Source organism: Parapedobacter sp., from assembly GCF_053550995.1.
This window is the reverse complement of sequence record NZ_JBMQOC010000039.1, coordinates 60,962-83,151: the sequence shown is the minus strand read 5'-3', so window position 1 is coordinate 83,151 and position 22,190 is coordinate 60,962. Positions and strand designations below refer to the sequence as shown.

Below are 22,190 nucleotides of genomic sequence, written 5' to 3'. Positions count from 1 at the left end.
TTCTGGCAGAGCCGCGAACGTTATAAGACCCAGCAGGAGTTGGAATCCGTCGCGATGGAATTCCGCCGCCGCCGGATACCCATCGACAACATGGTGCAAGACTGGTCGTATTGGCGGGAGCATGATTGGGGCAGCCATGATTTCGACCCAGCAAGGTTTCCCGACCCCGACGGCATGGTGCGCCGCCTCCGCGAAAACCACCTCCACCTCATGATATCGGTGTGGCCGAAAATCAACGAAGCATCCAGTGTATACCCGCGGTTCCGCAACGGCGGGTGGCTATACCGCCGCAACATCTTCGATGGCCGCCGCGATTGGATCGGCGAGGGATATACCTCTACGTTCTACGACCCTTTCAATGCGGAAGCGCGCGGGGCATTCTGGAATCTGATGAACGAGAAACTATACCAAAAAGGAATCGAAGCCTGGTGGATGGATGCCAGCGAGCCCGATATCCACTCCAACATCAACATCGCCGCGCGCAAATCGGTCATGCAACCCGCCATTGGCTCGTCGGCGCGGTATTACAACGCCTTCCCGTTGGTGAATGCCCAGGGAATATATGAAGGCCAGCGTGGCACCGACCCCAATAAACGGGTTTTCATCCTTACCCGTTCCTACTTTGCCGGCCAGCAGCGGTATGCCGCTGCGGCGTGGAGCGGCGATATCTCGTCACGCTGGCACGACATGAAAGACCAGATCGCCGCCGGCGTCAACTTTTCGATGTCGGGCACCCCCTATTGGACCATGGATGCCGGCGGATTCCTCGTGGAACGGCGCTTCCACGATCCAACTAAGGAAGACCGGGAAGCCTGGCGCGAGCTCAACACCCGATGGTACCAGTACGGCGCGTTTCTTCCCATTTTCAGGGCGCACGGACAGTTCCCATACCGCGAGCCCTTCCACATCGCACCCGAAGGCCATCCGGCGTACCGCAGTATGTGCTACTACATTGCGTTGCGTTACCGGCTACTTCCCTACATCTATTCGCTGGCCGGCAACACGTACCTGCACAACGGCACGATGCTCCGGGGCTTGGCCATGGACTTCCCCCACGATACCCAAGCGTTGGATATCAACGACCAGTTCCTGTTTGGCCCCTCCCTGTTGGTCAACCCCGTTACCCAGCGCGAGGCCAGGTCGCGCCCGCTCTATTTGCCCGAGGGCGCCGGCTGGTATGATTTCTATCGGGGCACCTACTACCCGGGCGGCCAACAGTTGGAAGCGCCAGCGCCTTACGAGCGTATGCCGCTGTTCGCCAAGTCGGGAAGCATCATTCCCCTCGGCCCGGATTTGCAATACACCGATGAAAAGCCGGCCAGCGAGGTCACCCTTTTGGTATATGCCGGCGATGATGGCCATTTTGAGCTCTACGAAGACCAGGGTACCACCTATGACTACGAGCGCGGCAAGTTCACCACCATTGCGATCGACTATAACGATGCCACGGGTGAGCTCCGCATCGGCGACCGACAGGGTGCCTTTGAAGGGATGCTGCATCGCCGGATATTCCGCATCGCCTATGTGCACCCCGGCGCGGCGCACGGTTTCGATACCCCCTTACACATCACCAAGACAATAAGCTACAGCGGAAAGGAGGCACAGATCGATTTGAAAAAATAAACATGCAAAAAACTAGTGCGGCCAGGAGCAGCCAGCGCTAAAAAATAACGTTCAATCATTCAGTTATAAACATAATACCATGCATTTAATTTTCCATAAACAGTACACGCGACGGCTGCTACACCTCACCATGGGCTGCCTCGCCATCGGCCTTTCGGTGCCCGGGAGCGCCGCATATGCAGGCGCCAAGACCACAGCCCATGCCGTTGGATACCCACCCGCCATCCAGCAACAGGTGAGCGGCACCGTCGTTGACGATACCGGTGTACCGTTGGCCGGTGTTACGGTGGTCGAAAAGAACACCCATACGACCACCACGACCGACACCGACGGCAAATTCCAGCTGTCCATATCCTCCGCAAGCGCCATCCTCGTGTTTTCATCGGTAGGCTACGACGCCCGGGAGATTTCCGTTGGCAGCCAACCGATCATCAACGTCACGTTAGTCCCGTCGGTCAACATCTTAGAGGAGCTGGTCGTTGTGGGGTACGGTACCCAGAAAAGAAAGTTGACCACCGGCGCTATGGTGCAGGTGAAAGGCGACGATATCCAGAAGCTGAGCACCACGAGCGTGGCCAACGCCCTGCAAAGCCAGTCGCCGGGTGTGCAGATCACCCAGTCATCCGGTATGCCCGGCGAGGGATTCAAAATCAACATCCGCGGTATCGGTACCATCGGCGATTCACAGCCGCTGTATGTCATCGACAACGTGATCGGCGGCGATATCAACAGCCTCAACCCGTCCGACATCGAATCCATCGATATCCTGAAAGACGCCGCCTCGGCGGCCATCTACGGGGCCCCGGCCGCCAACGGTGTGGTTTTCATCACCACCAGGCAGGGGAAAGCAGGGAAGACCACCCTCCATTACGATGCCTTCATCGGTTGGCAAAATGCCTACAAAATGCCTTCGCTGCTCACGGCCAAGGAATACATGGCCATCCAGGATGAGCGTCGGTTCAATGAAGGGTTGGCCCCCTATGATTGGGCATCGCTCATCCCCAACCAATACGAACAGATCCAGAACGGCACCTGGAACGGCACGAATTGGCTCGAAGCGATCCATCAAGACAACGCCTTGACACAAAACCACGCCATTAACCTTACGGGGGGCAACGAGCGGTCCACATTTTCGCTGGGTTACTCCGTGGCTTCGCAAGACGGGATTTTCGGCAAGCCGGTAGCACCCCACCTCAACCGGCACACCGTGCGCATCAACTCCGACCACGTCATCCTCAAAAACGATGGCCTCGATATCCTGAAGTTTGGCGAAAACGTAACGTATACCTACCGGGCCAACGCGGGCATCGGCATTGGTAACATCTACTGGAACGATGTTCACAACATGATGGTGGGCAATCCGCTGATGCCGGTCTACAACACAGACGGCGAATACTACGACCATGCCAGCAAAATTGCCGACGGCTGGGCTTTTGACGGCGCCACCGCCAACCCCATAGCGGATATGGTGTACCGTCGCGGCCAGAACGAAAGCAAGAACCATTCGGTCATGGCCAATGCGTATCTGGAAATCCAGCCGTTGAAAGACCTCCGTTTCCGCAGCAATTTCGGCTACCGTTTGAACGCGTCGTCATACCGTTCGTATACACCCACATTCCACTTATCCACCACCTCTATCAATGACATCGACGACCTTTCTCAAAACCAGAGCGTAGGCTATGCTTGGTTGCTGGAAAACACGTTGGCTTACCGCCGCACGCTTGGCAATGGACATGAACTCGATGCGGTGGTAGGTCAGTCCATCGAGCACTGGGGGCTTGGTGAAGACCTGAGCGTCAACACCACCAACTCCTCGTTCCCCGGAAGCTGGAAGCAGGCTTACGTAGGCAACTGGACACCCTATCCCGGGTACACCCCCGCCATCGGCGGCGGGCACTGGGGCGACGATAAATTCGCCGCCTTTTTCGGGCGGATCAATTACAACTATAAGGAAACTTACATGGCCTCGTTTATTATGCGGGCAGACGCGTCGTCCAATTTCAACCGTAATTACCGCTGGGGTTACTTCCCCTCTGTCTCGGCGGGTTGGAATGTCACCAACGAGTCGTTTATGGAGGAGGCATCCACGTGGCTGAATTACCTTAAACTGCGCGCCAGTTGGGGCCAGAACGGCAATGCCCGTATCGACCCCTTCCAGTATTTAGCCACCGTATCTATCGACAATAACAACGGCTATTATTTCGGCAATGACAAAAACACGCTGCTCAATGGCGCCTATCCAGACATCCTCCCCAATGAGGTGGTGTCTTGGGAAACCTCCGAGCAGCTCAACATCGGTTTCGATGCCCGGTTTGCGCAAAACCGCCTCGGTGTCGTATTCGACTGGTATCGCAAATCCACCATCGATTGGCTGCTGGTTGCACCCGTATTGGCCATCTATGGCACGAACCCACCGTTCATCAACGGTGGCGATATCGAAAACCAAGGCATCGAACTGGGCTTGAACTGGAACGAATCGTTCAATGATTTCACGTACAGCATCAACCTCAACGGTGCCTACAACCGCAACCGCGTGGTACGTATCGACAACACCGAAAAGCTGATCGAAGGCGAGGCCAACGTATTAAGCCAGGGCACACTGCCCATGTACCGCGCCCAAGTAGGTTACCCGGTGGGATACTTCTATGGATTCAAAACGGACGGGATTTTCCAGACAGACGAGCAGATCGCTGGCTACCGTGCCCGCGGGCATGGCGTATTGGAAACTGCCCAACCGGGTGATGTCATTTTCGTCGACGCCAACGGTGATGGCTCCATCACCAATGCTGATAAGGTACAGATTGGCAACCCCCATCCCGATTTCACCGCCGGACTCAACATTTCACTCGGCTATAAAGGCATCGACCTCAGCCTAACGGCATTCGGTGCCTTCGGCCACCAAATCGCCAAATCTTACCGATCCTTTGCGGATAGCCCGCTACAGAATTACACCACGGAAGTTTTCCAGCGCTGGCATGGCGAGGGTACCTCAAACCGGTATCCACGGCTCACCAATGGCAGCCATACCAATGGCCAATACGTTTCGGACATTTACATCGAGGATGCCGACTTCCTCAAGATCCAGAACATTACACTCGGGTATGACCTCAAGTCGGTATTCTCCAAATTGCCGGTGGGCCAAGCCCGGCTGTACGTGTCGGCACAAAACCTATATACGTTTACCGGCTACTCGGGTATGGATCCCGAAATCGGGTACGGCGACACACGGGGATGGGTTTCGGGCATCGACCTCGGTTTCTATCCAAGCCCGCGCAACCTCATCATCGGGCTCAATGTTAACTTCTAGTACGCAAAGACATGAAACGAATAATCGCAATAATCCTAGGCATCGTTACACTATCCAGCTGTGAAAGCTTCCTGGATACGGAACACTACAGCAAAAAGAACACCGGCAATTTCCCGATCAATGCCACCGATGCCGAGCAGATGATCACCGGTATCTATTCCACTTTCAGCACGGCCATTGCCGATGCGGCGCATACCCATTTCTACACGGCCGAGCTGGCTTCTGACGACCGCTTCGGCGGAGGTGGCGAAAACGACCGCGACATGCATGGGCTCGACCACCTGATGAACACGCAGCCCAACCGGTTCCTATCCTTCTGGCGGGCACGTTACCAAGGTATTTTCCGGGCCAATACGGCAATCGCCACCCTCGACAACGTGACCGAGTGGGAAACCGAGACCCAACGGAACCAGTTGCTTGGCGAAGCCCATTTCTTACGCGCCATATTCTATTTCGAGCTTTCGCAGCTTTTCGGAGAGGTGCCATTGGTGATCGTTCCTGAGGCCGAGAACCTCCCCAAAGCGCCCGCAGCGGAAACATATGGGCAGATTGCCTACGACCTCCAGCAGGCCATATCGCTGCTCCCCGCCGTGCCCTATACACAAACGGTGGCTGGCCATGCCACCCGGTGGGCCGCGCAGGCCCTGGCAGCCCGCGTATTCCTATTCTATACGGGCTACTACGGCCAAACTACGTTACCCGTGGCAGGCGGCGGTGAGCTAGACAACGCGCAGATCGTCAATTGGCTTAACGACTGCATCGCCAACAGCGGGCACGGTTTGGTTGATGACTTCAGGAACCTTTGGCCTTATACCAATGAATACACGGCGGCCGACTACGAGTACGTTAAAGACAACGGATTGAAGTGGGTAGGCGATGGAAATAAAGAGACGGTGTTTGCCATCAAGTTCGGCACACTTGTCGATTGGGGCGACCAATACAAGCTGGGTTACTCCAACCAATATGTGCTGCACTTCGGCCTGCGGTCCAATAACGGGCAGGCCGGTACGTTCCCCTTCGGGCAGGGCTGGGGTGCCGGCCCGGTAAACACCGCGCTTTGGTCGCAGTGGCGGCAGGCCGAGCCCACCGATATCCGCCGCACCGCCTCCATTATCGACGTGGATAACGACCTCGAGGATTACATCTATGGGGCGGACGCCCAAATGGAAGAAACCGGGTTCTGGCAGAAAAAGTACATCCCCGTTACCGCCTATGACGACGGCAATCTGCTCCCTTCCTATGCCATCCTGAAAGATGCCGCACCCACCGACATGCAGCTCGCCCATACGCAAGACCACGTGCTGATCCGCTTTGCCGATGTGCTGCTGATGCACTCGGAGCTCACCCAAACCGCCGAGGGGCTCACCAAGGTGAGGGCACGCGCAGGTTTGACGGCCGTTGCCTATTCCTTGGAGGCGCTGAAGCGCGAACGCCGTTGGGAACTGGCCTTTGAAGGCCTCCGTTATTTCGACCTGATGCGCTGGCATGATGCGGCTGATGCCCTGGCAGCACAGGAAGGGGTAGCCATCAAAAACAAAGGGATAGACACCCAGATGCGGGGCTTCGGTGGTGGCTACCGCGCGCGGTACGAGGCTACCGGCGGCTTCTGGCCCATCCCCCAAAATGAGATTGCCCTATCAGACGGGGTATTGGTACAGAATGCCGGATGGGGTACGCCCGCAGATGAATTTCCGGGATGGTAAAACTAAAAAGGAAGAATACGATGAAAACCTTCATAACGAAATGGGCCCACTGGGCCTTCGCACTACTGGTCGCGTTTTCGGCCTGCGAGCCGATCGAAGACCGTATGGAAATGAGTGGAGCCATCACGGCCGAGCAACTCGACGTCACGGCCACACTCATACAGGTCGATGGAAAAAACTCGAACAAAGTCGCACTGGACAACCGCAGCCCCGTGCTCTCGTCGTGGAACTATGGTACCGGCGTAACGCAACGGAAAACAGATACGGTGCTGCTGGTTACCACCGGCGAGAATAAGATTGAGTTTACCGGCCTTAACGCCGATGGCACCAAGGTGACCAAAACGCTGACGGTACATGTGGACGAGCTGACGTTTGACGTACCGCTGGAATGGGGTTACCTCACGGGCGGATCGGAGAAAACATGGGTATGGGACGACAGCCAGCCCGCCGTGTGGGGCAACGGCGGTTACCTCGGTAGCCGTAAGCCCGAATGGTGGATGCTTTCCGTCGCCGATATCGACGGCCAAGCGCCGGGCGAAGGCGATGGCGCCAGCATGGTATTCGCGCTCAGCGGATCGAGACTTACCAAGGTCAAAAGCAACGGTGATACTGAAGCGGGCACGTTTTCGTTCGACATGACGAAAATCACCACCCTCGACAATGGCGATGTATGGGCCAAGGGCAAGCTCACGACGCGCGGGGTGACTGTACTCTGCGGCAAGTCGCCCGATGAGGGCAGCGCGCCGGTTTATGAATACGATATCCTGATCATCAATGGCGACCAGCTCGTGCTGAGCTATGCCCCTCCGGGCACGGGGGCTTGGGGAGCCGCCTATTTCTGGGTGTTCAGGGCTGAATAGCAACCCCTTTCTCGGGTTTGATGTGCCGGCGATCGGGGTATTGCCGGCACATTTTTATTTGGCCAAACGCGGCAAGTTGCCGGGGCCATCGCCATCGTCGCCATTTTTTTGTATCATTGTGTAGTAAAGTCGATATACCATGAAGATGAAGCACCCCCTCCCCAAGCTCATGCTCCTACCGCTGATCGTGGCCGCCTTCACATTCCACGCCTGCATGACGGTTTCGTATGTAGGGGGTCGCTACCAACCAACGGAGCAAGTGGATGTTTATTATGCCGAGAAGGATGTCAAAAGGGCATACCGGGTCATCGGGCATCTCTCCGAGCAAGTCAGCGGACTAAAAGGGGACGATCGCGCCAAGGAGCGAATCATTGCGAAGGGCCGCGAAGTCGGCGCCGATGGTGTCATCATCCTGGGGTTCGCGTACAGTGGTGCTAAAGAAACCGAAGAATACCAGAAAGCCCAAGCCATCAAATATGTGGAGTAAACCCCAGAGGGTACCGCTAGAGAAAGAAAGGATGCTCATGAAAAGAAACCTCATTGCCATGGCCATTATCCTGCTGGCCAGCGCTTCGCTAAACGCCCAGCAAAACATTAATTACGACGAGTCTAAGGTACCCGATTACGTATTGCCCGAGCTTTTGGTCACCTCGGACGGCAAGGCCATCACGTCGGCGCGCCAATGGGAAAAGCTTCGGCGCCCGGAACTGCTGGAGCTGTTCGCTTCGCAGATGTATGGCCGTACACCCGACGATTCGGGCATTTCGGTACGTTACGAGCTGCTGGCCGAAAACCCGGCCGGTTTGGGGGGCAAGGCCACCATTAAGCAGGTCAAGTTTATTTTCAGTAACGGCAAAAAAGAGCTGGAAGCTTTGTTATTGTTGCTACTACCCAATGGCAGCGTGGGTAAAGTTCCTGTGTTTGTAGGCTATAATTACAAAGGCAACCACAGCACGCTCAGCGACACGACAATCCAATATTCGGATAACTTCACCTTGGTTAAACCCGCTGGCCACCCCGATTGGGAACGGGCCTGCCAAGCGAGCCGGTGGTCGTATGATGATATCATCGACCGCGGGTATGCGGTAGCTACCATGTGCTACCACGATATCTTTCCGGATAAACCGGGCTTGAAGGACCACAGCGTGATCTCTTTGTTTAAGGGTTACGGTACCCAGCCGGAGGCACCGGATGAATGGCAGGCCATCGGCGCGTGGGCGTGGGGTTCGAGCCAGATGGTTGATTATCTCCTTACCGAGCCACGCATCGACAGCCACAAGATCGCCATCATGGGCCACTCGCGGCAGGGCAAAGCCGCCTTATGGGCCGGCGCCCAAGATACCCGTTTCAGCGTGGTCATTTCCAATGATTCCGGCGAGGGTGGCGCAGCCCTTTCGCGCCGCGAATATGGCGAGAGCATCGAGCGGGTAAGCAGCATCCAACCGTCGTGGTTCTGCCCTGCTTTCAATCAATACCGCGGCAAAGAGCAGGAGCGGCCCATTGACCAGCACCAATTGATTGCGCTGATGGCTCCCCGTGCGGTTTATGTGGCCAGCGCGGTGGAAGACCGGTGGGCTGACCCCAAAGGGGAGTACTTAGCAGCCTACCATGCCAGTCCCGCCTACACGCTGTACGGCCTAAAAGGACTGGACTCTAACGTCATGCCCCACCTCCATGAGCCCATCCTGAACGATATTGGCTACCATATCCGGGCAGGTAAACACGATGTGACGCGGTATGATTGGCTGGCGTTTTTGGATTTCGCCGATAAACACTTCAAGGCAGCTGATTAACGGCACGCCTGTTTGGCTAAAAAAGAAAGGTTTCCAAACGGGGAGAATGGAAACCTTTACAAACCAATTATAAACCTAATTATGAAGTGACAAATATCTGGCTATTCCTTCAAACAACTGTACTGTACCTACCTGCTACCCTTTTCGTACCATAACCTTTCGGCTCCCCTACTACTCCAAGGTAGGGTTAAATGACCCACCCCAATTGTTGTTCTGCTCAATGCTCGGGTTCCGGTCGATCACGCTCTCCTGGATCGGGAAGAAATAATAGGTTTCCGGAACGGCATTGACGCGGACGCCGGACAGGGGAACCTGCAGCAGGCTGTATTTGAAATCATCCTCCTGCAACGCGTAGGCCGCCGCCTGCGTGCGCGCTTCGGTGATAGACATTTCCGTACCGTCGTCTTTAACCGCTATGGCTTCGACTCCATGTTTGGTGCTGCCATCCAGGCGTTCCAACATCCGTAGCCGTCTCAAGTCCCAGAACCGATGCCCTTCAAAGCAAAACTCGATATTTCGCTCAGCCAGGATCGCTTCCCGCATTTCAGTTCTCGACGATGCCATAATGCCGTAATTGCCGTCGGCACCGGGCGCTATGCCGGCTGTATCCGAAACGCTTCCATTAGGCAAGCTGCGACCGTAGCTGATCGGCCTCGTGGCCGCTGTAAATCGTCTCCACCGTGAAGGATGCCAAGGCTTCTTCATCGGCCGAAAGGCTATAGCGCTCCTCACATTTGATTTTGCCCGACTGGTTGGATACCACGGACTCCAGCTCGCTAGCGGCAGGTTCAAGCACGAGGGCCGAGCCATAAATGGGCATAGACCGGTTGTCCAGATCGCCGCCCTGATGGCTGATGGTAGGGTCGACCCAATAGGGCTTGTTATCGATTTTGAACCGGACAATGGCATGGTTGAACGCTGATGGCGACGGGAGCTGGTCGCCGATCTTGCTGATAAGGGTGGTATTCACCAACGCCAGATGGGCGTCGATCCCGCCATAGCGGAGCATGCTTACTAGCAGTAATGATTTGTCTTTGCAATCGCCGTAGCGCTGGGTAAAAACGTCTTCAGGCTGATGTGCCTTATGCGAATATTCACCGATTTCCACTCCGGTATACCGGATTTCGTCCTGTACGAACCGGATAGCGGCATTGGCGAATTCCTTGGGGTCCCCGGCAGATTGCCGGAGCAGGTCGTCGGCCTTTGCCGCCAACGCACCACCGATAGCGGCCGGTACGGGGTTGATGCGCTGCGCCCACTCCGCTACCGCTTCCCAGTCCGCGTATTCGGAAAGCTGGACATACCGGTAGGGGTTGACCCACGAAGGCGTATAAGACTCGTATTGCACGGCCTCGACCATGTTGAATTGCCACTGGTACCGCGACAGCTGGCCCACGGGCCGGATAACGGGGGCAGGGGCGCCATTGAATGTCTTGACCTTCAGGGGCCGCGATGGCGACACCAATATGGAAGAATGGAGCTGCGATATGGGCACGGAGCCCTGTAGGTAGATGTCTTCGAAAAAGCGACCTTCAAAAACGGGGTTTCGTCCCGCGATGGAGTAACTGTACTCAATCTGGTCGCCGACACGGATATCATCCAACACCAAATAAGCAGAATAATCACCGTTGTAGATGAATGAGGCCGCATCCTGTTCGACCGCGACCACCTTGAACTGATCGACCTGCAATGCATTTATCCGCTGTCCATTGCGGATTACCCACAGTTCATGAAAACGCACCTGCTGGTAAGTAGGGGAAAAAGTGACGGAAATATCGGACCCGTACTGTACACCGGATTCATTGACGATTTCACGGATGACATGCGTATAGGCTACCTGCTGTTCAGCATGTAGTTGATAATCCAGCAGCTTGAAATAATAACCATCGCTGATTTTCTTGGCCTCGGGCCGCCCACCATTGGGCACGATGGACTCCACCCACTGCGGCGTAACGGACTGCAACAGGCGCGGCTGGCCGAACGTGGGCGCTGTGGGCAATAAGTTAATGCCGATAAGTATAACAATCAACGCGCAAACGTGGGTTCTAACAATTGTAAGCATACAGAACGCTTAGGTCTATATATCAACAGATTCAGCGGCTGAATATACAATATTATTTTAATAAAACACAGGTAGCGCCAACATTCCCAACCGGAGCAGTTGATCTTGACGTGTGTGTTACCAATTTATAACGATATCTGGCTGCTTCTATCGCCTGGCGTACTACCACAGGCATCGTGTATCGAGATACGCCATAGCTTAAAAATAACATAAAACCGTAACGCCAGAAAAGTTATTATTTACCTTTGTGTAGTACGAATTTGAAGCTACATGCGAAAAGTAATTCTTGGGCTGGCCGTCAGCTTGGATGGTTATATCGAGGGCCCCAACGGCGAATATGACTGGTGTTTCACCGACCAGGACTATGGGTTGAATGCATTTTACGCCCGCATCGATGCGGTCTTCATCGGGCGGAAAAGCTATGCCATTGCCCAGGCATATGCCGGGGCGAACGACGGCCAGTTGGTGCCGGGCATGCCCCCGGTTAGGGAATATGTGTTTTCGCGCACGCTGAACGATGTGAAGGGGAAAGCGGTGCTGCTATCGGACAACGCGATGGCCGAGGCCCGGAACATCAAGGCACAACCCGGCAAAGACATCTGGCTGTATGGCGGTGCCTCGCTTACCGATGCGATGATGGCAGAGGGCCTGGTGGATGAGCTGTGGCTATCGGTACACCCCATCCTGTTGGGTAGCGGCACGCCCCTGTTCCGCCAGCAAGATCGCCGCACCCCGCTTACGCTTCTCGAGAGCAAAACGTATGAAACAGGCTTGATGTCGTTGCGGTATCACATCGTATCTCCTTACGGCGAACCCGTCATTTGAATTAATTTTGATCTTTTCAAAAGTGTCGGTGAGTTCTTCAGGTTGGCCCCTATACAAATGGACGGAATCATCCGCCAGCAACATCGGCATATCAGAGAAAGGACTCAAGAGCGAAGCGTTTAAAGATTAGTTATCCTTCAAGTCCTTCCGATCCCATCGTGCTGTACCGATTTTCCGGAAGTAGCCAAAAAAGCCGTTTCTATCCACAACTGCCGTTGCAGCAGGCTCCGCCTGTTGGGCGGAGACCTGCTTCACGGCATACAAACACATGGTCGTTAATACAGCCAATAGGCTGCTATATCTTGTCGTTGGGCATTTAAAGATAAGAAAATTTGGTTAAAACAATCCCCAAAGTTTATTTTTTGCTTCATTTCGTCATTGGTTATTAATGGTTTAAGAAATATTCATTCATAAACCGACACCCGCACCAACGAGAAAATACCGCTAAAATTTGCAAAAGTGGGATTGTCCGCCTACCTTTAGCATGACTATTTATTAACCGAAGGCAGGCAACCGCTCCATACCTAAAGCAAACATGACCGTTTTCTTAGGGCACAGGGTCGGTGCTACCGGGCAAATAAGATATATCTTTGCCATCGCAAATTGTGACGTCAAAAACAGACGGTCTGCGGCAGTAAAAATAAAACCAGTAAAAAACGAACCTTATGGAATTACTTTTCTTGAATCTAGGAACCCATGAATTAATTTTACTAGGCTCAGTTTTGCTCGGGGCGGCACTGTACATATACTGCCTCATCGACTGCATTAGGAACAACCGGCTGCAAGGCAATAGCAAATTGCTTTGGCTTATCATCATACTCATAGCTCCGTTTATCGGTAGCCTTATCTATTTGGCAATAGGTAGGAAAGGTAACGGGGAGGCCGCGGCATAAACAAATACACGCATGAAATTCATTTACATAATCTTATTGGCGGTAGTAGTGGGTGCCTGTGAAAAAAATGAAGTCGATCTCGTGGAAAAATTCGTGCAGGAAGTGAAAGCCGACAGGTATTATTATGAAGAATTACCCGATTTCAACATCCGCCACATCGATGCACTGTTCGCGCATGCCGGCGACGAGCAGCTAGTAGGCCGCTTCCCTTGGCCGCCGTATAGTTCGTACTATCCAGGCGAGAAAGAGGTGGGTTTAGTAATGCTATACGCTGTAGAGGCAATCCGCCGCCCCGAAAGTGAACCATTGCGTGGGGTGCATGTGTATGACATTAATGAACCGGAGCGGAAAGTGACGCTTGATGAGGTGCTACCACTTTATCAGCAATGGTGGGCAGAAAATAAAGGTAAAGGTGCAAGTTCGCTCCAGAAAACAGACCCAATGGAAGGAACAGGGTTGATGTGGCTTGGAACGGCAGTACCGAAAGGATTATAAAAAATAGCGGCAGATTTAAAACCGTGAGAATGATACGGGCAGGGAAAGTATTGGTAAAACGACAGCTTTCCAAGGAGTTAAAAGGAAAGATAGAAGTAACAGAAGTTACCACGGCAAACAATTGATAACAGACTGTAAACCAATTAAATTATGAGCACATTTTTCATTCTTATCCCCATCCTACTTTACGTAGGCATTATCGCAGCATTTGTCTACGTACTTTACCACATAGTAGATCGGTGGGTTGACAAGAGCCTAACCGTACGTCGGGAACAAAACGCATTATTGGCTAAATTGATCGACAATTTAGAGGACAGAAGCAGTAAGTCTGGAGATGACCCGGCCAGCACGCTATGACACAACTTTGCTTCGGTACACAGGTAAAAAAGAGCAACTCATGAAGATTCTTTCCATAAAAGTGCTCCCCATTTGTTTGGTCGTCTTCGGCTTCTGCAAAGCGGCGCCGGGCCACCCCATCGAAGAGACGTTACGAGGCCAGGTTACCATTTCCTTCCGGTCGGCGAGCACAGAAGTAAAAGTGGTAACCTTGTACTGCCCGAATTTGACGGAGGCTTACGTGCACGAAAAGACCGATTGGTTTTGGACCATACAAGTTCCACTCAACGAAGGCCATGGCAGCGTAACACTTGACCTTGACGAACCTGTATTCATGCGTATACGAGCGGCAAACCTACAGAATCACAACCTTTTTATTTCTCCCGGCGACCGGCTGGACATCACGCTTTCGGAAACCAAAAACGGTCCAGTAGTCGTTACCGGCAAGGGTGCCCAAAACAATCAATTTTTCGAAACAACGACATGGTTCAACACCGAGGTCTACGAAACGGATACCCTACCCGATCGGATATTGCAAGATTTAAGATCGCAATCCCGTAAAGATAGCTTGACGTTGGAAAGCTACATACGGCAGAACAACCCTACGGAAGCATTTATTGATGCCCAGCGTACTAACCAGCGATACTTTGTGCTGAAAGAGTTCCACCGGTTCGCCGGAAACCATAAGTACGCATTGCGCAATAAACCAAGTGGAAAAGATTTGATAAAACAGTGGAACGAAGTTACTGATCGGCTGATCGCCGAAAACAACATCGATAACGCTGAGGCGCTGATCGCTCCTAATTACACGGATTTTATCCGCGACTTCTTACTGCGCAAAAAGGAAACCTTGTGGACGCTGAGACAGGAGAACTTCGAAGAATTAGCACGAGACTGGTATGGCGGGGATCAAATGCTGGCCCTTGAGCGCTTTAACGACGACCCCGAAAACCTACTAACGGAAAAAATAATCAATAGGTATCTCTCTGGCGAGGTAGCCGCTTTCGCGTATGCCCATCTCATCAACGATGCTCTGGGTAGCAACGAAGACAATTTGGTAGCCATTTATGAAAATTTTGAATCCGCTTACCCGGCGAGTACCTACCTGCCGTTGCTTGGGCCTTCCATTGCAGAAATACGTGAAAAAAACGCACGGACACTGAATGACCGGATGGTATTTATCGATGAAAACGGTTCGCTGGAAACCTTCGAACAAGTACTCGCGCATGTCAAAGGGAAAACGTTATTGCTCGATATGTGGGGCACGTGGTGCGGCCCCTGCCGAGAGGAGATTGAACGGAACGGCGAGGCTCTCAAGGCCTATTTCAAGGACAAGGGCGTGGATTTTCTCTACGTGGCCAATTACGATATCCAACAACCGGAAAAATGGAAGCAACTCATTGCGTACTATGGTTTAGAAGGTATGCATATACTCGCTAGCCAGAAACTCACTGAAGATATTATGGAAAAGACGGGCGGCAGCGGTTATCCGACCTACATCATCATTAAGGCCGATGGAACTTACGAGTTGTCGCAAGCTGGTTACCCGATGAATAGGGCTAAGTTAATAGAACAGATCGAGTCTGCATTATGAAACCATCATGATTTGTTCAATCATGCAGGGAATGAATAGATTAACGAACATCCTGTTTTTTATTTGGCGGTCAAAAAAGGCGCTGCTGCGGGTGCTTTGGGAATAAACGGATGAGTGGTATCTTTGGGCAAACCATATAGGATATGAAACGACAGCTATGTGTGGCCGTGCTCGGCGTAATCTGCAGTTTGCCTTGCGCTTTTGCCCAACAGGAGTTCGGCTTAAAGGCTGGCACCAACCTGAACGTCAACAAAACGTATGAAATGTACGACTCGTTCAGTGGCCGCACAACCACCGCTGGCCCGCGAACGGTTGCGCGGTTTATAGGGGGGATTTACGGAAGCTTCGAAATAGCCAACAAATGGTATATTCAGCCCGAATTGCTGTATTCACAGCAATTCCACAGGATAGAAAGCAGCGGTGAGGCCGATGGTGGTGGATACTGGCGCTCGGTGCGCAGCGGCAAGGTGGATTACTTGGGCATACCCCTTTTCTTGCAATACGAAGCCATAGAGGGATTGAAAATAGCGGTTGGGCCCCTGGTTGGATTCCCCATATATACACCCGAGTCGGTAGACGGCGGAGCCAACATCCTGCAATATCTGCGCGTGCTGGATATCGGCGCAACGGCTGAGGTCGGATATCAGGTACCTAGCGTGGGGATTGGGTTTTTTGCCCGCTACAGCGAAGGGCTGACCAATGTGGCCAAGAAGGAGATGGGCTACGATAAAAACCGGTTCTTCTCTTTCGGGCTAAGCTATGCCATAAGCCCGCTGTTTAACCCGGATGCAATGGCATCGGCACACCGCAATAAGAACGATTTAAAATAAAAAGACATGGCACAGATCTTACGCCTGACAAAGCCGAAAAATGACGAACCCGTTCGGGTGAATTTTGACAATGTGGCTTATTACTACGCTGAAGGCGAAACCACGGTGATCGTATTCGTATCGCCGAACCACTATGAGCAAACCGTTGTCGTGAAGGAAACGATGGCACAGGTGGACAGGCTGCTGGGGATTTGAAGGCCATCGGTATACGGTCAAAATCCGGCCATTATGGCGGTACATTTGCGCATAAAGATATAGCTTTCGAATTTACTGCATGGATATCGATTGGAAATGCTAGGGCAGGGACGAATAGGCTGTCGGAAGATGGCGGCACCCGGTGCGAACGTCTCCGGCGCAGAAAAGTACGGCTATAAGTCACCAAAATAATTAAACTTTTAGTAATATTGTGCTAACTGTTAGTATGGAGACATGTGGTAGCTTTGAGCCACATAATTTAACCGGTTCATGGCGGCGATCGCTTACAAAACATGCAGTGATAGCGAATTGATAGGCTTCATCTTGGATGATGACCATCGGGCCTACCTGGAAGTCTATGAGCGCTATTCGCCCCGGCTCTACTTCCATGCATGCCGAAGGGTGGGCAACCGCGATGACGTGAAAGACCTGCTGCAGGATGTATTTTCCGCCCTTTGGCACAACCGGCATGCCTTATCGCCCGAGAGCTCGCTGGGCGGATACCTATATGCAACCCTTCGATACCGGACCATCAAACTGATCGCGCAAAAAAAGGCAGCAGCGGGCTATGCAGAGGCAGTTGCAGCAGGAGACCTCCCCGATCCTGTACATGCCGACCACCGCGTCCGCGAGAACGAACTCGGCCAATTGATCGAAGAGGAAATCGTACAGCTTCCACCGAAGATGCAGGAGGTATTCCGGATGAGCCGCCAGCACTACCGCTCGCACAAAGAGATTGCCGATGAGCTCGGGTTGTCGGAAATGACGGTCAAGAAACATGTAAACAACGCCCTGAAAGTGCTGCGCCAGAAGCTCGGCACCTTGCTGTCCCTCGCCTTTTTCCTTTTTTTCTGATTTTTTTCACTTTCGCTTACGCCCTAGGGGGCGGTTTGGGCACTATACCAGTAGACAAAAACAAGGTAAGTGAAAAAACATAATTACAAAACGGCCCTCTTTTTGGCCACGTTCTTCTTCTTTCTACCCGGTGTGTGGGCTCAATCCCTTGATTCCATTGCCGTGGTGCAGAAGGAATGGACCGTTACGCCCATTAAGAAAGGCATCATATGGAAGCAGGGCCATTTTGACGACCTCTTCGATAGCCAGCAGGAAATCAACTTTGTAGAGATTGACCTCCGGAAACACCGGAAACGGCTCTTCTTGGCCGCCGATTCCGTGCAACTCAAGACGGCCGCTCAGTTCGCCGAGGAAAACAATGCGCTCGTTGCCATAAACGGAGGGTTCTTTGATATGAAAAACGGCGGTGCGTGGGATTACACCAAAGTGGCCAATCGGGTGGTCAACCGCACCAGGAATGCAACGGCCCGCGCCAATGCCGTCTTGTTGATCGACCGCAGGGGGGTCGAAATCCACCCGGCTTCGGCCATCGATTACGAACACCACAAAGCGCCCAATGTGCTGCTCTCCGGTCCGCTCCTCATCCATCAGGACGACACCGCGGAGCTGGCCGCTAACCCATTCAACGCCAACCGCCACCCGCGGAGCGCCATCGCGGTGACTTCCGACAAGAAACTACTCTTGATGGTGGTAGACGGCCGGAACCGGATGGCCGAGGGGATGAACCTGCATGAACTGGCCCGTGTACTGCACTGGCTGGGTGCCAAAGATGCGATGAACCTGGATGGCGGGGGCAGCAGCACGCTGTTTGTGAAAGGCGCGACGGAAAACAACGTGGTAAACTACCCTTCAGATAATAAGCGATTTGACCACGAGGGACTACGTGAGGTAGCGAACATCATTTACCTGAAGGATTAACTTCACATAACGGGGATACGTATGGACGCACACAAGAAGATGGAGCAGCTCCTACGCAAGTACCTTTCGGGTACCTGCACACCGGATGAGCGCCTTCAGGTGGAACAGTGGTACCGCCAACTGGACCTACAGGGGAAGCTGCCTTCTATGGAAGCAATGGAAAGCGACCTAGCCGACGTACGGGAGCGGCTACCCCGCGAACGGATGCGACGCCTCGCTTCCTGGCATCGTTACGCGGCGGCAGCCACCGTCGTAGCGGTGATGGCCGTCGGCGTTTATGTCTATGTTTTCCAATCGGAACGGCCGGATACCGGAGCTGCCGCGGTGACCACGTCCTTGCCGGACGACCTGGCGCCCGGAGGGAACCGGGCCATCCTGCAGCTGGCCGATGGGACGGAAATCGTACTGGACGACCGACCCGACGGCACCGTGGCCCAAGAGGGCCAACATGCCATCTACAAACATGCCGACGGCGAACTGGTGTACCAACCGGAAGCCCGGGCAGCGGAACACGATGCGCCGGTATTTAACCGTTTGCAGACGCCGCGCGGCGGACAGTACCACCTAGTGCTGCCCGACGGTACGCACGTATGGCTGAATGCGGCATCGACCCTTACCTACGCCATCAGCGGCACGGCGCGGGAACGGCTGGTACAGCTGGATGGGGAAGCGTATTTCGAGGTGGCCCGCGATTCCGACCGTCCCTTCCGGGTAACCTCGCGCGGACAGGTGGTGGAAGTCTTGGGCACCCATTTTAACGTGAACAGCTATCCCGACGAGCCGCTGGTACGAACGACACTGGTGGAAGGGGAAGTGAAGGTGAACGGCAGCAACGACCAACGGGCAGTAGTGCTGGCACCAGGCGAACAGGCACTGTGGGCGGAGGGTGACCAGCTGACCGTAAGGAAGGTGGACGTGGCGCAGGCCGTGGCCTGGAAAGACGGCAAATTCAATTTCAACCATTCGGATGTAGCGACCGTGATGCGGGAGCTCTCGCGATGGTACGACGTGGACGTGGTGTTTGAAGGGGAAAAACCCCAGATTGAGCTATCCGGTGAGGTGTACCGCAACACCAACGCCTCGAATGTGCTGGATATCCTGGCCTTCTACGACCTGGATTGCCGCATCGTGAACCAGCAGGGCATTAAACAGATTATCGTTCGAAAAAAATAAACACAATGTTTACCCTAAAAAATAAAATAATGACATAACAAATAGGCAAACACGGCCCGCAAAATAAAAAACGCCTTCTGATGCCGGTCAGAAGACGTATACGTTCAGGCCGAAGATTCGAGTAACTGGTATTAATCAAAAATTACGAACCCAAACATTACAAAAGTAATGAAATTAGCATGTCATGCATCGACCAAATCATCAAATTGGTCGCCTCCACAAAAATTTGCAAAACTCAGATTCATTATGAGATTTCAATTGATCGTCGGTTTACTGCTCGCGTTGTTCATTCAGGTGAGCGGTTCGACCTATGCGCAGCGCGTGTCGCTCCAAGTGAAGAACACGGCGCTGTCTGACGTATTCGAACAGGTAGCCGAGCAGACGGGCTACGTGTTCCTCTACGACGACCGGAGTTTTACGGACAAGAAAGTCAGCCTGGCGGTACAGAACGCGCCAGTGGAAGAGGTGCTGGAAGCTTGCCTGGAGGGCTTGCCCATCTCCTATAAAATCGTTGAACGGAACATTCTCTTCAAACACGAAAGCAAGCACCGCCTGCCCACCCCCGCCCAGCAGCCCCGACAGGCGACAGGCCGCATTACCGACTCGCTCGGAAATCCACTGCAGGGGGTAACCGTGATGGTGAAAGGGACCACACGGGGGGCGACGACCAACGCTGCGGGAAACTTCCAGATCGCTGCCTCGAGCGGCGAGGCCCTGGTCTTTACGCTGGTGGGCTATCAGCGCCAGGAAGTGACGCTGGATGGACAAACGGACCTGCAGGTCGTCCTGAAAATGGATTTTTCTGACCTCGAAGAGGTCGTGGTCATCGGCTATGGCCGCCAAAAGAAGGAAGACCTGACGGCCTCGGTGGCCTCGTTCCGGCCCACGGAGGAAAATGCGCGTCCGGTTTTAGGGCCCGACCAGCTGATCCAGGGCCGCATGGCGGGCGTTCAGGTAAGCGGCGGTTCGGGCAGCCCCGGTACGGCCAGCCGGGTGTCCATCCGCGGAATCGGCTCGCTGAGCGCAACCAATGAACCGCTGTATGTCATCGATGGCATTCCGCTGGTGAACCAGAATGCTGCGCTATTGAACTTAGGTGAAAACATGAACCCCTTATCCCTGCTGAACCCAAACGACATCGAATCGGTGGAAGTGCTCAAAGATGCGGCATCGTCGGCTATTTACGGTAGCCGCGCCACTAACGGAGTGGTGCTGATCACCACCAAATCGGGCAAGGCCAACCAGACAAAATTCGGTATCGATGCGTTCACGGGCGTGTCCGTAGTGCCGAACACCGACAAGATGGAAATGGCCGATCCGGATCTCTACCTCGCGGTGATCAATGAGGCCATCGACAATTTCAACTCGCAGTACGACTACGGCCCCGGGATGTCCAACTACATGGAACACAAGGAAAATCCTTTCCCCGGCGAGCCGGGAACGGACTGGTTCGATCTGATTACGCGGCCGGCCAATACCACAAATGTCTCCCTGTCTTTCAGCGGGGGTACCGATAAGACGAGCGTGTACCTCTCGGGGAACTACCTCAACCAGGAAGGCGCCTTTATCGACCAGGAATTTACCCGCTACACGGGTAAATTGAACCTGACCCACAAGCTGTATAAGTGGCTGGAATTCGGTGCGAACACCACCTACAGCTATTCAAATAACAAGCGCGTACCCGGGTCGAACCTCGGCACCACCATGATGGGGCGCTCGCTCCTGCAACGGCCGTTCGACCGTCCGTTCAAACCCAATGGCGATTATTACCTGGGTGGTACGGACGAGCTGATTTACCACAACCCGTTCCAGATCATCAATGAGCAGGATATCTCGCTCGATAACTACCGGTTCTTGGGATCCTTCTTCGGACGTGCGATGATTACCGAGGGACTGGTATTCAAAACCATGGTGGGCACCGATCTGACCTATACGTTGGATAACATTTACTATGCCGAAAACCACCCCTACGGCACGGGCATCGGTGTGAAGTATGACAACCGCCGGTTTACGCCGAATGTGCTGTGGGAGAATACGCTGAACTACAACAAATCGTTCGATAAGCTGGACGTGGACGGACTGCTGGGCTATTCGTACCAGAAAATCAACCTTTCTACGTCCGACATCGAGGGCAGCGGATTCCCCTCCCCTTCGTTCCAGCAGCTCTCCGTGGCCGCCTCCATCCTTGCGGCGGGAACGACCGTGACGGAAAGTGCCCTGATGTCGGTCTTCGGACGCGCGAACTTTGCTTGGGACAATAAATACCTGCTGAGCTTGTCGCTGCGTGCCGACGGCTCGTCCAAGTTCCATCCCGACAACCGGTGGGGGTCGTTCCCTTCTGTATCGGCCGGCTGGAACATCTCCAACGAACCGTTCTGGCAGATGAGCGGTACCACCGCTAAAGTCCGCGCAAGCTATGGTGAAACGGGAAACCAAGATGGTATCAGCAGTTATGCGTACCACGCGCAGATGAGTGGCGGACGCAACTACGACAACAAAAGCGGCATCGGCGTGAGCACGAATGGCAACCACGACCTGACGTGGGAAACGGCACGGCAGTACGGCGCTGGGCTGGACCTTAGCTTCCTGAACGGCAAGCTGAACGTTACCGCCGACTATTTCATCAAAAAAACGGACAATTTGCTATACAGCAAGCCCGAGCCGGCAACGTCCGGCTTTACGTCGATCATCAGCAACATAGGCTCGATGGAAAACAAGGGCTGAGAGT

General features: G+C 53.8%; 21 protein-coding genes. 18 read left to right on the top strand and 3 right to left on the bottom strand.

Features of this window, described 5'->3' with window-relative positions; genetic code table 11:
• The 6 genes from ACO1NT_RS06145 to ACO1NT_RS06120 all read left to right on the top strand — a co-directional run.
• Nucleotides 1-1,623 (top strand): glycoside hydrolase family 31 protein (locus tag ACO1NT_RS06145; RefSeq protein ID WP_449047547.1); only part of this gene is annotated, 1,623 nt, incomplete at its 5' end.
• 79 nt (nucleotides 1,624-1,702) lie between these two features.
• Entirely contained in the window at nucleotides 1,703-4,930 is a 3,228-nt protein-coding gene (locus ACO1NT_RS06140; protein ID WP_449047546.1) for a SusC/RagA family TonB-linked outer membrane protein, read from the top strand.
• An 11-nt stretch (nucleotides 4,931-4,941) separates the two neighbouring features.
• The gene (locus ACO1NT_RS06135; protein WP_449047545.1) at nucleotides 4,942-6,633 is read left to right on the top strand and encodes a RagB/SusD family nutrient uptake outer membrane protein; all 1,692 of its coding nucleotides are present in this window, start codon (nucleotides 4,942-4,944) and stop codon (nucleotides 6,631-6,633) included.
• A 20-nt stretch (nucleotides 6,634-6,653) separates the two neighbouring features.
• Nucleotides 6,654-7,493 (top strand): hypothetical protein, encoded by an 840-nt coding sequence (locus ACO1NT_RS06130; RefSeq protein WP_449047544.1) that lies wholly within the window; start codon nucleotides 6,654-6,656, stop codon nucleotides 7,491-7,493.
• A gap of 139 nt (nucleotides 7,494-7,632) precedes the next feature.
• The gene (locus ACO1NT_RS06125) at nucleotides 7,633-7,980 is read left to right on the top strand and encodes a hypothetical protein (RefSeq protein ID WP_449047543.1); all 348 of its coding nucleotides are present in this window, start codon (nucleotides 7,633-7,635) and stop codon (nucleotides 7,978-7,980) included.
• A 37-nt stretch (nucleotides 7,981-8,017) separates the two neighbouring features.
• Nucleotides 8,018-9,286, top strand: coding sequence for an alpha/beta hydrolase family protein (locus ACO1NT_RS06120; protein ID WP_449047542.1), 1,269 nt, complete (start codon nucleotides 8,018-8,020; stop codon nucleotides 9,284-9,286).
• 171 nt (nucleotides 9,287-9,457) lie between these two features.
• Here the strand turns inward: ACO1NT_RS06120 and ACO1NT_RS06115 are convergent, their stop codons facing one another.
• Entirely contained in the window at nucleotides 9,458-9,916 is a 459-nt protein-coding gene (locus ACO1NT_RS06115; RefSeq protein ID WP_449047541.1) for a RagB/SusD family nutrient uptake outer membrane protein, read from the bottom strand.
• Entirely contained in the window at nucleotides 9,909-11,315 is a 1,407-nt protein-coding gene (locus ACO1NT_RS06110; protein ID WP_449047540.1) for a DUF3857 domain-containing transglutaminase family protein, read from the bottom strand. Before ACO1NT_RS06110 ends, ACO1NT_RS06115 begins: the two co-directional genes overlap by 8 nt.
• Before the next feature lie 303 nt (nucleotides 11,316-11,618).
• Here ACO1NT_RS06110 and ACO1NT_RS06105 point away from each other — a divergent pair, with 303 nt between their 5' ends.
• Nucleotides 11,619-12,173, top strand: a complete 555-nt coding sequence (locus ACO1NT_RS06105) for a dihydrofolate reductase family protein (RefSeq protein WP_449047539.1) — start codon at nucleotides 11,619-11,621, stop codon at nucleotides 12,171-12,173.
• 126 nt (nucleotides 12,174-12,299) lie between these two features.
• Here ACO1NT_RS06105 and ACO1NT_RS06100 read toward each other — a convergent pair whose 3' ends face one another.
• The gene (locus ACO1NT_RS06100) at nucleotides 12,300-12,461 is read right to left on the bottom strand and encodes a hypothetical protein (RefSeq protein WP_449047538.1); all 162 of its coding nucleotides are present in this window, start codon (nucleotides 12,459-12,461) and stop codon (nucleotides 12,300-12,302) included.
• A gap of 377 nt (nucleotides 12,462-12,838) precedes the next feature.
• On the opposite strand from ACO1NT_RS06100, the gene ACO1NT_RS06095 reads away from it, so the two are divergent.
• The 11 genes from ACO1NT_RS06095 (at nucleotide 12,839) to ACO1NT_RS06045 (ending at nucleotide 22,186) form a co-directional block, all read left to right on the top strand.
• Complete coding sequence (locus ACO1NT_RS06095; protein WP_449047537.1) at nucleotides 12,839-13,066, top strand: PLDc N-terminal domain-containing protein; 228 nt, start codon at nucleotides 12,839-12,841, stop codon at nucleotides 13,064-13,066.
• 12 nt (nucleotides 13,067-13,078) lie between these two features.
• Nucleotides 13,079-13,561 (top strand): DUF4943 family protein, encoded by a 483-nt coding sequence (locus ACO1NT_RS06090; protein ID WP_449047536.1) that lies wholly within the window; start codon nucleotides 13,079-13,081, stop codon nucleotides 13,559-13,561.
• A gap of 150 nt (nucleotides 13,562-13,711) precedes the next feature.
• On the top strand, nucleotides 13,712-13,918 hold the full coding sequence (locus ACO1NT_RS06085) for a hypothetical protein (RefSeq protein WP_449047535.1): 207 nt from the start codon (nucleotides 13,712-13,714) through the stop codon (nucleotides 13,916-13,918).
• Between the two features lie 40 nt (nucleotides 13,919-13,958).
• On the top strand, nucleotides 13,959-15,491 hold the full coding sequence (locus ACO1NT_RS06080; protein WP_449047534.1) for a redoxin family protein: 1,533 nt from the start codon (nucleotides 13,959-13,961) through the stop codon (nucleotides 15,489-15,491).
• A gap of 143 nt (nucleotides 15,492-15,634) precedes the next feature.
• The gene (locus ACO1NT_RS06075) at nucleotides 15,635-16,321 is read left to right on the top strand and encodes a porin family protein (protein ID WP_449047533.1); all 687 of its coding nucleotides are present in this window, start codon (nucleotides 15,635-15,637) and stop codon (nucleotides 16,319-16,321) included.
• A 6-nt stretch (nucleotides 16,322-16,327) separates the two neighbouring features.
• The gene (locus tag ACO1NT_RS06070) at nucleotides 16,328-16,516 is read left to right on the top strand and encodes a hypothetical protein (protein ID WP_449047532.1); all 189 of its coding nucleotides are present in this window, start codon (nucleotides 16,328-16,330) and stop codon (nucleotides 16,514-16,516) included.
• Nucleotides 16,513-16,695, top strand: coding sequence for a KilA-N domain-containing protein (locus ACO1NT_RS06065; protein WP_449047531.1), 183 nt, complete (start codon nucleotides 16,513-16,515; stop codon nucleotides 16,693-16,695). The genes ACO1NT_RS06070 and ACO1NT_RS06065 overlap by 4 nt, the downstream gene beginning before the upstream one ends.
• A gap of 91 nt (nucleotides 16,696-16,786) precedes the next feature.
• Nucleotides 16,787-17,371, top strand: a complete 585-nt coding sequence (locus tag ACO1NT_RS06060; RefSeq protein ID WP_449047530.1) for an RNA polymerase sigma factor — start codon at nucleotides 16,787-16,789, stop codon at nucleotides 17,369-17,371.
• A 69-nt stretch (nucleotides 17,372-17,440) separates the two neighbouring features.
• The gene (locus ACO1NT_RS06055; RefSeq protein WP_449047529.1) at nucleotides 17,441-18,289 is read left to right on the top strand and encodes a phosphodiester glycosidase family protein; all 849 of its coding nucleotides are present in this window, start codon (nucleotides 17,441-17,443) and stop codon (nucleotides 18,287-18,289) included.
• Between the two features lie 21 nt (nucleotides 18,290-18,310).
• A complete protein-coding gene (locus ACO1NT_RS06050) occupies nucleotides 18,311-19,462 on the top strand; it encodes a FecR family protein (protein ID WP_449047528.1) in 1,152 nt (383 codons plus the stop codon).
• 246 nt (nucleotides 19,463-19,708) lie between these two features.
• A complete protein-coding gene (locus ACO1NT_RS06045; protein ID WP_449047527.1) occupies nucleotides 19,709-22,186 on the top strand; it encodes a SusC/RagA family TonB-linked outer membrane protein in 2,478 nt (825 codons plus the stop codon).
• The last annotated feature ends 4 nt before the right edge of the window (nucleotides 22,187-22,190 follow it).